Origin of the sequence: Enterobacter sp. 342 (genome assembly GCF_036663495.1) — a bacterium.
GTDB lineage: Bacteria > Pseudomonadota > Gammaproteobacteria > Enterobacterales > Enterobacteriaceae > Enterobacter.
Map to the genome: position 1 here is coordinate 128,373 of NZ_JAWUEI010000005.1, position 13,151 is coordinate 141,523.

Consider the following 13,151-nt stretch of genomic DNA (forward strand, 5'->3'; position numbering starts at 1 on the left):
CCTTACCACCATAAATGGCAAACTGTTGTTTTATTACAGCGGTTATTTTCTGCCCCCTGAATGTTTATAATCGCCAACATCTTTTTTCGCCACGGATCTCCTATGCGCATACTTCACACTTCGGACTGGCATCTGGGTCAAAACTTTTACAGCAAAAGCAGGGCAGCGGAGCATGAAGCGTTCCTGAACTGGCTGCTGGATACGGCCCGATCGCACGAAGTGGATGCGATTATTGTTGCGGGTGACATTTTCGACACCGGTTCGCCGCCAAGCTATGCGCGTGAGCTGTACAACCGCTTCGTGGTAAATCTGCAGCAAACCGGCTGTCATCTGGTGATTGTCGCCGGTAATCACGACTCCGTCGCCACGCTGAATGAATCCCGCGACATCCTGGCCTTCCTGAACACTACCGTGGTGGCCAGTGCCGGGCATGCTCCGCAGATCCTGAAAAAACGTGACGGTACACCGGGGGCGGTGCTGTGCCCGGTTCCCTTCCTGCGCCCACGCGATATCGTGCAGAGCCAGGCGGGGATGTCCGGCGGGGAAAAACAGCAGCATCTGTTGCAGAGCATCACTGATTATTATCACCAACAGTATACCGATGCCTGTACCTTGCGCGGCGAACAGCTCATTCCGGTGATTGCGACCGGACATCTCACCACCGTCGGGGCCAGTAAAAGTGACGCCGTACGTGACATCTATATTGGCACGCTGGATGCGTTCCCGGCGCAAAATTTCCCGCCTGCCGACTACATTGCGCTTGGGCATATCCACCGCGCGCAGATCATCAGTGGCTGCGAACACATTCGCTATTGCGGCTCGCCCATTTCGTTGAGTTTTGATGAGGCAGGTAAAGCCAAATCTGTGCATCTGGTGAGTTTTAACGAAGGTAAACTCAGCGCCGTCGAAACGCAGGAGGTCCCTGTCACCCAGCCGCTGGCGGTGCTGAAGGGTGACCTTGATGCCATCACCACCCAGCTTGAACAGTGGCGTGGCACTGCGCTTAATCCTCCCGTCTGGCTGGATATCGAAATCACGACAGACGACTATCTGCATGATATGCAGCGAAAAATTCAGGCGCTGACGGAAGATCTTCCTGTCGAGGTTTTACTGGTACGCCGTAGTCGCGAGCAGCGCGAAAAAATCCTACTGAGTGCTCAGCGCGAAACGCTGAGCGAACTTAAGGTCGAAGAGGTTTTTGAACGCCGACTGGCCCAGGAAGAGATGGATGATGCAAAACGCGCCCGGCTGAACGAGCTGTTCGCCCATACGCTGCACGCACTGAATAACGAGGAAGAGAACGCATGAAAATCCTGAGCCTGCGTCTGAAAAACCTCAACTCACTTAAGGGCGAGTGGAAAATTGACTTTACCGCTGAGCCCTTTGCCAGCAACGGGCTGTTTGCCATTACCGGTGCGACCGGTGCAGGCAAGACCACCCTGCTCGACGCCATCTGTCTGGCGCTCTATCACGAAACGCCGCGTCTGCAAAAAGTGTCTCAGGCGCAAAACGACCTGATGACGCGTGATACCGCCGAGTGTCTGGCCGAGGTTGAGTTTGAAGTAAAAGGTACCGCCTACCGCGCCTTCTGGAGCCAGAACCGGGCGCGTAATCAGCCGGACGGGAACCTGCAGGCACCGCGTGTGGAACTGGCTCGCTGTGAAGATGGCAAGATTCTCGCCGACAAAGTGACAGATAAACTGGAGCAAACCGCCGCGCTCACCGGGCTGGACTATGGCCGCTTTACCCGTTCAATGCTCCTCTCTCAGGGGCAGTTTGCCGCTTTCCTCAATGCCAAACCGAGCGATCGCGCAGAGCTGCTGGAAGAACTGACCGGAACCGAGATCTATGGCCAGATTTCCGCCAGGATATTTGAGAAACACAAAGCCGCCCGAAACGTACTTGAAATGCGCGAGGCACAGGCAGCGGGTGTGGTGCTGTTGAGCGAAGAGCAACAGCAGCAGTTACAGCAAAGTTTGCAGGCACTTACTGACGAAGAAAAAACACTGCTGGCACAACAACAGAGACAGCAGAAGGATTATCAGTGGCTTACGCGCCATGATGAGCTTCTTCGCGAGCAACAGCGCGTAACCGTGTTACAACAGCAGGCACAACAGGCGCTGACCGATGCCGCGCCTGACCTGGCAAAGCTCCAGCTTGCTCAACCTGCCGCTCAGCTTCGACCGCTTTGGGAGCACCAGCAAGAACAAGCCTCGCGTCTGGCTCAAACCCAGCAGCGAATTATCGAAGTAAATACTCGCTTACAAGACAAAACCGCACTGCGCTCGCGTATCCGTCAGACCGCCATTCGTACCCATGAGCAGCTTCAGACCGAATTAACGGTACTGGCGCAGTGGCAGACAGAACATGATCGATTCCGCTTGTGGGGACAGGAAATGGCAGGCTGGCGAGCGCACTTCGCTCAGCTTAGCCGTGATAAAAATCAGCTTACTGCCCTGACCGCCCGCCTCACTGAATTACGCCATAAACGGGCCGCCCTGCCGGAAACAACCCTGACGCTGAAGGCGGATGAGGTTGCAGTAGCGATGGAACAACAGGCGCAATCACGAACGATGCGTCAACGTCTGACCTCGCTCCATGCCCGCTATCAGCCGCTACAAAAACGCCTGCACCAGAACGGTGAAAGCGTGCAGAAAGCCCTGGCTGAGCAGGTAAAACTCAATGAAACATTGACGCTACGTCGCCAGCAATACAAAGAGAAAAACCAGCACTATCTGGACCTGAAAGCCCTGTGTGAACGTGAAGCGACGATTAAAGATCTGGAAAGCTATCGTTCTCAGCTTGAGGCAGGCAAACCCTGTCCACTGTGCGGCTCCAGCGAACATCCCGCCGTGGAGAAATATCAAGCGCTTGAACTGACTGATAATCAGCGTCGCCGTGATGCCCTGGAAAAAGAGGTCGCCTCGCTAAAAGAGGAAGGACTGCTGGTTCTGGGCCAGGTTAATGCCCTGACTCAACAGATCCAGCGCGAGACAGGCGAAGCGCAGACACTCTCTCAGGAAGAGCAAGCACTCACTAAAGAGTGGCTGGAAGTTTGCGCGGCATTAAATATTTCGCTGAATATTCAGGAAGATATTGCCGTCTGGATGAGCGAACAGGAGCACTATGAACGCCAGCTTTATCAGCTCAGCCAGCGCCTGACGCTGCAAAACCAGCTCAACGAACTGGAAGAGCAAGAACGCCAGTATCAGCAGCAACTGGCGACAACGCGTCAGGGGCTGGAAAGCGCCCTGGTCTCTCTTTCACTCAGCGTACCTGAAGAAGGTACTGAGGCCACCTGGCTGAACACCCGTGAGACGGAATTCGCCCAGTGGCAGGAGAAACAGACACAGCAGGGTGCGATTCAGGAACGTATAAACGCCCTGAAGCCACTGCTTGACGCACTTCCGGTTACCAACAGTGAAGAGATCGAACCCGCCATTCCTGACAACTGGCGCGCAATCCACGACGAATGCGTGTCTCTGCAGAGCCAACTGGCGGCACAACAGCAGCAGGAAACACTGGAGCGTGAGCGCCTGCAGCACTCGCAGGCGCAGTTCGCCCAGGCACTGTCGGCAAGCTGTTTTGCCGATCAGGACGCGTTCCTTGCAGCACTACTGGAGGAGAGCACCCTCCGCCACCTCGAACAACTGAAACACTCGCTGGAAAACCAGATACAGCAGGCCGCCGCCCTGTCCGGACAGGCAAACCAACAGTTGCAGGCGCACCAGGCACTGCAGCCAGAAGGACTCGACACCGATGCACCAGGCCTGCAGATCCAGCTACAACACCTGACGCAGCAGCTTCGTGAGAACACCACGCGGCAGGGAGAAATCCGCCAGCAGCTTAAGCAGGATAGCGATAACCGCCTGCACCAACTGGCTTTAATGCAGCAAATTGAAGAGGCCAGTCGTCTGGCAGACGACTGGGGCTACCTGAATGCGCTTATCGGCTCCAGTACCGGCGACAAGTTCCGTAAGTTCGCCCAGGGGCTGACGCTGGACAATCTTGTCTGGCTTGCTAACCAGCAACTTAACCGCCTGCACGGGCGTTATCTGCTCCAGCGCAAAGCCAGCGATGCCCTGGAGCTGGAAGTGGTCGATACCTGGCAGGCGGATGCTGTGCGCGACACCCGTACGCTCTCAGGCGGCGAAAGTTTCCTGGTCAGTCTGGCACTGGCGCTGGCACTTTCCGATCTGGTGAGTCACAAAACACGGATCGACTCGCTGTTCCTGGATGAAGGGTTCGGCACGCTCGACAGTGAAACACTGGATACCGCGCTGGATGCCCTCGACGCGCTGAACGCCACCGGGAAAACGATCGGTGTGATCAGCCACGTCGAGGCGATGAAAGAGCGTATTCCGGTGCAGATCAAAGTGAAAAAGATCAACGGGCTGGGGTATAGCAGGCTGGATAAAGCGTTTGCGGTGGAGTGATGGTGGGGGAGATCTGTGCTGTCTGGTACCCTCTCCCGGTGGGAGAGGGAATAAACACTCTTTGCTTTTATTCCGGCCACAACCACGCCGCGCCTCGCACGCCGCTGGAGTCTCCGTGTAGTGCTTTACGGATCGGGGTTTCACACTCGCCGCCGAAGACCCACTGTTTCACCAGATTCGGGACAGTGGTGTACAGCCGGTCAACGTTGCTCATACCACCACCCAGCACAATCACGTCCGGATCGAGAATATTCACCACATGCGCCAGCGATTTCGCCAGACGCATTTCGTAGCGGCGGAGTGCCAGTTCAGCTACCGGGTCCTGTTCTTCGACCAGACGCATGATCTCGTTCCCCTTAAGCGGCTGACCACTCAGACGGTGGTAATCGGTAGCAAAACCGGTACCGGAGATAAACGTCTCAATACAACCTTGTTTGCCGCAATAACACGGAACTTCAGCGCGGTATTTAAGCTCATCTTCATCCATCCACGGCAGTGGGTTGTGCCCCCACTCGCCCGCCGTACCGTTACCCCCGATATGGGCACGCCCGCCAAAGGCCACGCCTGCACCGCAGCCAGTACCGATGATGACAGCAAAAACGGTATGGGCACCGGCAGCCGCGCCGTCAATCGCTTCTGAAACCGCCAGACAGTTGGCGTCGTTAGCCAGACGCACTTCCCGGTTCAGACGCGCGCTCAAATCTTTGTCAAAAGGCTGACCGTTGAGCCAGGTCGAGTTAGCATTTTTAACTACCCCGGTATAAGGCGAGATCGACCCTGGGATCCCCATTCCGACGGTGCCCGTTTGCCCTGTCGCCTGCTCTGCCATCTCGACCAGTCTCGCGATCGTCTCGATAGTCTGGTGATAATCATCGCGCGGCGTAGGCAGACGGTGGCGGAACAGTTGTTCCCCCTGCTCGCTCAGTGCGATGACTTCTGTTTTGGTGCCGCCCAAATCAATCCCAATACGCACAAGACTTTCCTCATTATTTTGATTATCAACAGAGTATAAGCACGCTTCCCGATTAGCAATGCAAGCGATGCGACAATTCGTTATCATGCCCGCTGATTTAACGACAAGGCCGTGGAAATTATCATGCTGTGGTTCAAAAATTTGATGGTTTACCGTCTCAGCCGCGACGTTTCGCTGCGTGCAGAAGAGATGGAAAAACAGTTAGCCGCTTACACCTTTTCCCCTTGCGGTAGCCAGGATATGGCAAAAACCGGTTGGGTTCCGCCAATGGGTTCACAAAGCGATGCACTGACCCACGCCAGCAGCACGGGTCAAATCATCGTCTGCGCCCGTAAAGAAGAGAAAATTCTGCCAACGCCGGTGGTTAAACAGGCGCTCGAAGCGAAGATCTTCAAGCTGGAAGCCGAGCAGGGTCGCAAGCTGAAGAAAACCGAAAAAGATTCGCTGAAAGACGAAGTTCTGCACTCTCTGCTGCCGCGCGCCTTTAGTCGCTTCAGCCAGACCATGATGTGGATCGATACCGTTAACGGGCTGATTATGGTGGACTGCGCCAGCGCCAAAAAAGCAGAAGATACGCTGGCTCTGCTGCGCAAAAGTATCGGCTCCCTGCCGGTCGTGCCGTTGGCGCTGGAAACGCCAATCGAGCTGACCCTGACCGAGTGGGTACGCAGCGGTGCTGCCGCGCAAGGTTTCCAGATCCTCGATGAAGCCGAGCTAAAAGCCCTGCTGGAAGATGGCGGCGTGATCCGCGCGAAGAAACAGGATCTGGTGAGCGACGAAATTGCCGTACATATCGAAGCGGGCAAAGTGGTGACCAAACTGGCGCTCGACTGGCAGCAGCGGATTCAGTTCATGATGTGCGATGACGGTTCCGTGAAACGTCTGAAGTTCTGCGATGAACTGCGCGATCAGAATGAAGATATCGACCGGGAAGATTACGCCCAGCGTTTTGATGCGGACTTCATCCTGATGACCGGGGAACTGGCCGCGTTGATTCAGAATCTGGTGGAAGGTCTCGGCGGCGAAGCGCAGAGATAACAGGCAAAGCGTAGGCCGGGTAAGCGTTAGCGCCACCCGGCTTATTTTTTATTTCAGATAACGGCACAGATAAGAGGTCGGTTCAGCAACCTGCAGATGGAACTCGCTGTGGCCAGGAACGTTGAAAACCTGTCCGGCTGCGTAAACTTTCCATTCCGTTTCACCCGGCAGTAAGACGTTGAGCGCACCGCTAACGACCGTCATCTCTTCCGCTTCGGCCGTACCAAACGTGTATTCCCCTTCGGCCATGACACCGACACTGGCGCGGCCAGTGCTGCTGCTGGTAAAACCAATGGATTTCACTTTACCGGAAAAGTATTCGTTACTTTGAAGCATGAACTGGCCCTTATATTTTTAGATAAAAATTCACTATAGGGGCCATGCTCATCACCTGTCACGCAAAATCATTACGTCAGAAGCTCTGAAGCCAGGCGAGCCATCAGAACATTGGATAACAACACCGGCACATCCAGCGCCTTTTGCAGTAAATCGCGATGATGCTGGTGGAAGCCAAGACAATCGAGAATCAACACATCCGCCCCCCTCTCCAGCAACTCACGTCCGGCCTCAATCAGTGCGGCATCACTATCCCAGAACGGATTTGCCAGCGCATATAAGGGCACTTTTTCAAGTACATGCCACTTCACCTCCTGGTTATCCATCAACTCTTCGAGCGGGACGATGACCCCCACCTGATGGCCATCAACAATTGAGGCCACCAGCGGCGGGATGATGCGCATCGGTTCCAGCAGTATCGCATTACGCGCCGTGAGACCTTTAATGGGTGCGGTACTCATCAGCAAAATAACGTCATAACCTTGATTATCGAGCACTTCTATCACCCCTTGCAGCGAGCGCTCGATTTTCTGACGCGAAACATGCGCCAGTTTACCGTCACTTAATAACGTCGCCAGGGGATCCTCCCCCGCCTCTACAGCGTAGTCTTCCATGACCTCTTCCCGACTCATCTTCCCCAGCAGGCTAAGATGCGTTATCTGTTGTTCAGAGACATGCTCGGTTAAGAGCGGTAACACTTCGCTTACAGGGACCACACCAATGGTGAGGATCGCCAACGTCGCCTTCATCTTTATCGCCTTCCATTACTACAACATCGTGCATACAGGTACAGGCTCACTACGCTGCACAGTTCATTTTTTCAACAAAACAGCACCAAGCGTAGCAGGTGATCTTCACATCGAAATGTAAAGATCGCCTGTCGATTACGGAGTCACCTGTAATAACTAAATATTAACCCCTGCTTAACATTCACGATGAGTAAAAAGTGTGATTCAGGCACGGTATTGGAGTATTACGGAAAACATTCAGGACATATCGGGATCTTCGTAGCGCCGTTTGGCATCCAGCGCTTCCTGTTCAGTCTCGTGTTCACTGATCAGCGAATCCGGTTTGGGGTGATCGGCACGCAGTTGATACCAGGTCACGGTATGACCCGTATGGCCTTTTTCAACGGTAACAATACGCGCTTCACGAGGATAGGGAGGTCTGGTTGGCATAGCTCATCCTTTTTTTATGTCAGAGCTATAAGTATAGACGCCGGTTAGCTGGCACAAGCCAAACGCAGGGCAGTGATAATCTGGGTAACCACATCTTCCGGGGACGCAGAAGCATCCACCACGTGGTGTGCTGCTTCACGGTATAGCGCATCACGTTCGGCCAGCACTTCTTTCACCTCTTCGCTAAGCGGTCTGGACGTCAGTGCAGGACGCTGCCCCTCTTCCGGAAATGCTTCCAGACGCCCTACCAGGGCCGAAACAGGTGCACAGAGATAGATCACAATGCCTTTTTCGCGCATAAAGTGGCGATTACATTCAGCCAGAACAATGCCCCCTCCTGTCGCGATAACGGCAGACGGTGTGGTTACCGCTTTCAGCGCCGCCGTTTCACGTGCGCGGAAGCTGTCCCATCCTTCCTGTTCGACAATATCCGCGATTGTTCTTCCGGCCTCTGTTTGCAGCCAGTGGTCAGTATCCACAAACTGACGATCGCACGCGCGTGCCAGTTCCAGGCCAACGGTGGTTTTCCCACAGCCGCGGGGGCCAACTAAAAAGATGGGTTGGGTCATAACCAGGTGTTCCCCTTGATGCCGGATGGCCGAAGAGTGTAAAGAAATAATTGCAGAAGATGTTTCGATTACTTTACTGCAAAGCGGTACGGGATGACAACCCTGTGGAGGCCATACTGTACCACAAATTGACAATGGTTATCATTACGCGGTTCGGCGCTTCACTTCCAGTAACCATTTATCCAGCTCTGCGGCAAACTGCTGGCGATCGCGCTGGGATAAGCTGTCTGGCCCCCCTGTCTGTACACCACTGGCGCGTAGCGTATCCATAAAATCACGCATGGTGAGTTTTTCCCGAATGGTCGCAGGTGAATAACGCTCCCCCCGAGGGTTCAGCGCCGCAGCCCCTTTCTCCAGCACTTCTGCAGCCAGAGGAATATCCGCCGTGATCACCAGATCTTCCGCGCTACACAGACGGACAATTTCGTTGTCCGCCACGTCAAACCCGGCCGGAACCCGCAACGCGCGAATGAATCTGGAAGGAGGGACGCGAATATTCTGGTTCGCCACCAGCGTTAGCGGCATCTGAACACGCTCGGCGGCGCGGAACAAAATCTCTTTAATCACATTCGGACACGCGTCCGCATCAACCCAAATCGCCATATTGTCTCCCCTTAATGACTCTGCCGACTATTGTCGCCTGCATTTCGTTGTTAAGCTATCAATCAGAGAAAACAACGCATAATGACGGAGAGTCGTGATGGATAAGAAAATCGGGTTTATCGGCTGCGGTAACATGGGCAAAGCCATCCTGGGCGGCCTGATCGCCAGCGGCCAGGTTCTGCCGGGTCAGATTTGGGTCTATACCCCGTCACCTGATAAAGTCGCCGCGTTGCGCGATCAATACGGGATTAACGCCGCCGAAAGCGCTCAGGAAGTCGCCCAGGTCGCCGATATCGTCTTTGGCGCCGTTAAGCCGAACATCATGATCAAAGTGCTGAGCGACATCACCTCCAGCCTGAATAAAGAGACGCTGGTCGTCTCCATCGCTGCTGGCGTCACGCTGGATCAACTGGCGCGTGCGCTGGGGCACGATCGTAAAATCGTCCGGGCGATGCCTAATACCCCCTCACTGGTCAACGCTGGCATGACTTCCGTCACGCCAAACGCACTGGTGACCACGGAAGACGTGGCAGATGTCCTGAACATTTTCCGCTGCTTTGGTGAAGCGGAAGTCATTGCCGAATCCATGATCCATCCGGTTGTCGGCGTGAGCGGTTCAGCCCCTGCGTATGTCTTCATGTTCTTAGAAGCGATGGCCGACGCCGCGGTACTGGGCGGTATGCCACGTGCTCAGGCGTATAAATTCGCAGCACAGGCAGTTATGGGTTCTGCCAAAATGGTGCTGGAAACCGGTAAACATCCTGGTGAGCTGAAAGATATGGTTTGCTCCCCTGGTGGTACCACCATCGAAGCGGTGCGGGTACTGGAAGAACGTGGATTCCGTGCTGCCGTCATCGAAGCGATGGCAAAATGTATGGAAAAATCAGAGAAACTGAGTAAATCCTGATCGTCTCAACCGGGTGTCAGGCAGCCACTTCGGTGCGGCCGCGCCCGGTATTTTTTGCCTTGTACAGCGCTACATCAGCGGCCTTCAACCATTCCCGGTAGTGCCCAAACTGCGGCCCCCAGGTGGCAACACCTACGCTTATGCGCAGCGTTTCTTTAGGCGCGCAGGGTAACGACAGTTTTTCCAGCCGTTCGTGAACCCGGGACATGACGGCGATTGCGCTGTCAGCGGTTGTCCGCGACATAATCACCGCAAACTCATCCCCACCAAAACGGCCTATTGCATCGCCTGAGCGTACCGATATCTGCAACTGACGCGTAATCGCAATGATCGCCTCATCGCCCACATCATGCCCCCAGGTATCGTTGATGTTTTTAAAGTGGTCGATATCAATGAGCAGGATCGTGGCCGTACCATTATGACGCCGGCACTGCTCAAATTCGTTTCGCAGCAGCATTTCCCAGTGTCGACGATTAAAGACCCCAGTCATTCCGTCGCGAGTGCTCATCATTTCCAGCCGCCGCTTATGCTCAGCCAGCCTGACGGCTGTGCGATGACTGAGCCAGGCAAACAGCATGGGATAAAGCACAAACACAGGAAGCGTTAAGCCCCACTCCACAGGATCAGGGTTGAACACCACCACTCTCCCGACAGGGGGCAGCGTCAACAGTGCGGAGAGAAAGGTCAATATGATCCCCGGAATGAAGAGACGACAGCCGCCGGAGCCCATCATATTCATCCCCACCATCATCACCAGCGCGGTCGTGGGTAACGCATTAATCCCCATCACGCCAATCCAGAGCCCGGCGATAATGGCATCTATCTTGAGATTGAAGATTTCCTGATGATGAGGTGATGAAGCGCGACAGGATAACTGCCACGCGAGGTGAGGCCAGATGAACGCCCATCCCACCAGTAAAAGCCACCAGCCACCAGCTAGAAAATGGGTGACCAGTATCCCCGCGACAGGGAAAAACATCGCCGCTAGTCCGATAACGCGCGCCAGCCGAACTCGCCGGGCAAACTGAATACCAGCACGGTGAGGGGCATCCAGAGAAAGGGTTAAATCCCACTCTTCGCGAATGCATTTTTTGTCGTAATAAGATTCATCATTCATCATTTTTGGGAATATTCTGAAACATTTTCCCAAATTATAGAGAGGGGGGGTGCGAGGAAAGTATGAAATTTCGGGTGAGTCGCCAGAGCCACTCACCCGTTAGAACTACGCTTTTTTCTTCAGGCAAGTGCTCATAAATTTACTGCGATCGTCACCTTTCAGAGACTGCTCAGTAGCCTTCGCATTACAGTCGCGCATTTTCTGCTGCTGTGGCGTCAGGCTTTTTTCAGCAGGTTTTGACGCGCCATTTTTCAGGCAGTCGCTCATATAGGTCTTACGGGCATCCCCCTTCAGACTCTGGGACGTGGCCTGTTGGTTACAGGTGGTCATGCGTTGCTGTTGAGGCGTTAATGTTTTTTCTTCCGCGTTCGCCGATGAAATCAGGAACAGGCCAGAGAGCAGAGTAACCAGTAATGTTGTTTTCATTGCACCATCCTTTTGTGAACATTCCCTGTAAGTCTGGTCCGTGACAGGAAAAAAACCACCCGGCAGAGACAAATTCCGCCGGGCTTTTATCATTTAAAACCCAACGCCGCTTTCATGGTGTAGAACAGATCGGTTTGATCGGTCAGCCCTACCACATTTGCCGCATGCGGTCCGTAGGCGGCAATACGCAGCTGCGTGCCCGTGTGCTCCATGGACTCTTCTTCAGAGTTGCCATAACTCAGCACCATTACAGCACCATCTTTCGTGTTCAGCGCCTGCGTCAGGCCAGGGGCTTTGGTATCAGCCGGGATGATCTGGCTCGCGTGCGCATGGTCCGCGGTGACCACCACAAGGGTGTTTCCGTCTTTCTTCGCGAATTCGAGTGCCTTCTGGACTGCTTCGTCCAGGTCGACGGTTTCGCCAATCTGGCCACACGGATTCGCCGCATGATCCTGCTTGTCGATCGACGCGCCTTCCACCTGCAGGAAGAACCCTTTTTCGCTCTTGCTCAGCAGAGAGATGGCTTTGTCAGTCATCGCCGCCAGCGTCGGCACGCTGTCAGTGCGTTTCGGGTTAGGTGTGCAGGTCACTGCAGGCTTATCAATATTGCCGTGATAAGAGGCTTTTGGACCTTCCCAGCGCACAGGCATGTTGCCATCAGAGAACAGTCCCAGCAGCGGTTTGTCCTGATTCGCCTCAGTGATTGCTGCCAGAGAGCTTGCATCGCTCACCAGTTGATAACCACGAGCCTGTGCCTGTTCACGCAGCGTTTTCCCCTGCCATTCACCCGCCGTCGCGGTTTCTGCAAAGGTTTTCGCCCCACCGCCCAGCGTGACGTCAGCGCGTGCATTCAGCAGTTGTTCAGTAATTGAACCTTTACCGCCTTTTTCCAGGGCATTCGTTGGACATTTTTCACTGGTCACCGACGGGCCGTAGCACTTACGTGAGGTCACATGAGATACCAGCGCCGCCGGCGTCGCGTCCTGAAGTTCAGCAGTAGAGACATTACCGGTGGCCAGCCCCGCAGCTTTTGCCATTTCCAGAATGGTTTGATGATCTTTTTCGTGAATATCAACACCCAGCGCGCCATTATAGGTTTTTACCCCCGTAGACCACGCCGTAGCAGAGGCAGCCGAATCCGTTACGTAATCTGGTTTACCGGTTTTTTTATCCAGTGAGTAATGGGTATATTGTCCGGTAAGCGGTAATGCGTCGATACCTTTAAAAAATCCGCCTGCCCCTTCGGCATAATTTCGCGCTGCCGTGATTTCGGAGTCACCCATTCCATCGCCAATGAGCAGAATAATATTTTTCGCCGGTTTCTCATTCAGCGAAGCGCGAATGGCTGCGGTTTGATCCTCTGATAATCGACGCGCGCCGCCTGGCTGGGTGATATCACCTTTCGCTGCGCGATTATCCAGCACGTGGGTATTGGACATATCAGCATAAATGGCAGGGGTAATTAGCAGGGGAAGTAATGCGATGAAAAGTGCGCTCTGTTTCAATTTATTTTCTCCATGTACAAATACATAAAAATAAAAACAGAGCGACTATAGGCATCCTGCATG

At 54.3% G+C, this 13,151-nt stretch carries 13 protein-coding genes; 4 read left to right on the top strand and 9 right to left on the bottom strand.

Translation table 11 applies throughout. From position 1 onward, the window contains the following. The first annotated feature begins 102 nt into the window (after positions 1 to 102). Positions 103 to 1,308, top strand: a complete 1,206-nt coding sequence (gene sbcD / locus V6E55_RS06160) for an exonuclease subunit SbcD (protein ID WP_316942390.1) — start codon at positions 103 to 105, stop codon at positions 1,306 to 1,308. Then, positions 1,305 to 4,436, top strand: a complete 3,132-nt coding sequence (gene sbcC / locus V6E55_RS06165; RefSeq protein WP_316942391.1) for an exonuclease subunit SbcC — start codon at positions 1,305 to 1,307, stop codon at positions 4,434 to 4,436. The genes sbcD and sbcC overlap by 4 nt, the downstream gene beginning before the upstream one ends. Positions 4,437 to 4,503: 67 nt before the next feature. Here the strand turns inward: sbcC and mak are convergent, their stop codons facing one another. Next, complete coding sequence (gene mak, locus V6E55_RS06170) at positions 4,504 to 5,409, bottom strand: fructokinase (protein WP_129996588.1); 906 nt, start codon at positions 5,407 to 5,409, stop codon at positions 4,504 to 4,506. A 123-nt stretch (positions 5,410 to 5,532) separates the two neighbouring features. Between mak and rdgC the strand changes: the two genes are divergently transcribed. After that, complete coding sequence (gene rdgC / locus V6E55_RS06175; protein WP_028017678.1) at positions 5,533 to 6,447, top strand: recombination-associated protein RdgC; 915 nt, start codon at positions 5,533 to 5,535, stop codon at positions 6,445 to 6,447. A gap of 48 nt (positions 6,448 to 6,495) precedes the next feature. Here rdgC and ppnP read toward each other — a convergent pair whose 3' ends face one another. The 5 genes from ppnP to V6E55_RS06200 all read right to left on the bottom strand — a co-directional run bounded on the left by ppnP (position 6,496) and on the right by V6E55_RS06200 (position 9,133). Further along, positions 6,496 to 6,783, bottom strand: a complete 288-nt coding sequence (ppnP, locus tag V6E55_RS06180) for a pyrimidine/purine nucleoside phosphorylase (protein WP_008503270.1) — start codon at positions 6,781 to 6,783, stop codon at positions 6,496 to 6,498. 71 nt (positions 6,784 to 6,854) lie between these two features. Further along, the gene (locus V6E55_RS06185; protein WP_114977907.1) at positions 6,855 to 7,532 is read right to left on the bottom strand and encodes an AroM family protein; all 678 of its coding nucleotides are present in this window, start codon (positions 7,530 to 7,532) and stop codon (positions 6,855 to 6,857) included. Between the two features lie 237 nt (positions 7,533 to 7,769). Then, the gene (yaiA, locus tag V6E55_RS06190; protein ID WP_114977906.1) at positions 7,770 to 7,961 is read right to left on the bottom strand and encodes a protein YaiA; all 192 of its coding nucleotides are present in this window, start codon (positions 7,959 to 7,961) and stop codon (positions 7,770 to 7,772) included. Positions 7,962 to 8,005: 44 nt separating this feature from the next. Then, positions 8,006 to 8,530: a shikimate kinase AroL gene (gene aroL, locus V6E55_RS06195; RefSeq protein ID WP_316942392.1), complete on the bottom strand. Its 525-nt coding sequence runs from the start codon at positions 8,528 to 8,530 to the stop codon at positions 8,006 to 8,008. Between the two features lie 144 nt (positions 8,531 to 8,674). Beyond that, entirely contained in the window at positions 8,675 to 9,133 is a 459-nt protein-coding gene (locus tag V6E55_RS06200; RefSeq protein ID WP_014830847.1) for a YaiI/YqxD family protein, read from the bottom strand. 97 nt (positions 9,134 to 9,230) lie between these two features. Between V6E55_RS06200 and proC the strand changes: the two genes are divergently transcribed. Then, positions 9,231 to 10,040: a pyrroline-5-carboxylate reductase gene (gene proC, locus V6E55_RS06205; RefSeq protein WP_028017682.1), complete on the top strand. Its 810-nt coding sequence runs from the start codon at positions 9,231 to 9,233 to the stop codon at positions 10,038 to 10,040. 16 nt (positions 10,041 to 10,056) lie between these two features. Here the strand turns inward: proC and adrA are convergent, their stop codons facing one another. The 3 genes from adrA to phoA all read right to left on the bottom strand — a co-directional run bounded on the left by adrA (position 10,057) and on the right by phoA (position 13,088). Further along, positions 10,057 to 11,160 (bottom strand): diguanylate cyclase AdrA, encoded by a 1,104-nt coding sequence (gene adrA, locus V6E55_RS06210; RefSeq protein ID WP_236920317.1) that lies wholly within the window; start codon positions 11,158 to 11,160, stop codon positions 10,057 to 10,059. A 102-nt stretch (positions 11,161 to 11,262) separates the two neighbouring features. Further along, on the bottom strand, positions 11,263 to 11,583 hold the full coding sequence (psiF, locus tag V6E55_RS06215; RefSeq protein WP_028017684.1) for a phosphate starvation-inducible protein PsiF: 321 nt from the start codon (positions 11,581 to 11,583) through the stop codon (positions 11,263 to 11,265). A gap of 89 nt (positions 11,584 to 11,672) precedes the next feature. Further along, positions 11,673 to 13,088: an alkaline phosphatase gene (gene phoA / locus V6E55_RS06220; RefSeq protein WP_316942393.1), complete on the bottom strand. Its 1,416-nt coding sequence runs from the start codon at positions 13,086 to 13,088 to the stop codon at positions 11,673 to 11,675. Between the last annotated feature and the right edge of the window lie 63 nt (positions 13,089 to 13,151).

Coding starts and splice junctions, on each gene's coding strand:
- sbcD (WP_316942390.1), top strand. CDS start 103: ATGCGCATACTTCACACTTCGGACTGGCATCTGGGTCAAAACTTTTAC.
- sbcC (WP_316942391.1), top strand. CDS start 1,305: ATGAAAATCCTGAGCCTGCGTCTGAAAAACCTCAACTCACTTAAGGGC.
- rdgC (WP_028017678.1), top strand. CDS start 5,533: ATGCTGTGGTTCAAAAATTTGATGGTTTACCGTCTCAGCCGCGACGTT.
- ppnP (WP_008503270.1), bottom strand. CDS start 6,783: ATGCTTCAAAGTAACGAATACTTTTCCGGTAAAGTGAAATCCATTGGT.
- V6E55_RS06185 (WP_114977907.1), bottom strand. CDS start 7,532: ATGAAGGCGACGTTGGCGATCCTCACCATTGGTGTGGTCCCTGTAAGC.
- yaiA (WP_114977906.1), bottom strand. CDS start 7,961: ATGCCAACCAGACCTCCCTATCCTCGTGAAGCGCGTATTGTTACCGTT.
- aroL (WP_316942392.1), bottom strand. CDS start 8,530: ATGACCCAACCCATCTTTTTAGTTGGCCCCCGCGGCTGTGGGAAAACC.
- V6E55_RS06200 (WP_014830847.1), bottom strand. CDS start 9,133: ATGGCGATTTGGGTTGATGCGGACGCGTGTCCGAATGTGATTAAAGAG.
- proC (WP_028017682.1), top strand. CDS start 9,231: ATGGATAAGAAAATCGGGTTTATCGGCTGCGGTAACATGGGCAAAGCC.
- adrA (WP_236920317.1), bottom strand. CDS start 11,160: ATGATGAATGATGAATCTTATTACGACAAAAAATGCATTCGCGAAGAG.
- psiF (WP_028017684.1), bottom strand. CDS start 11,583: ATGAAAACAACATTACTGGTTACTCTGCTCTCTGGCCTGTTCCTGATT.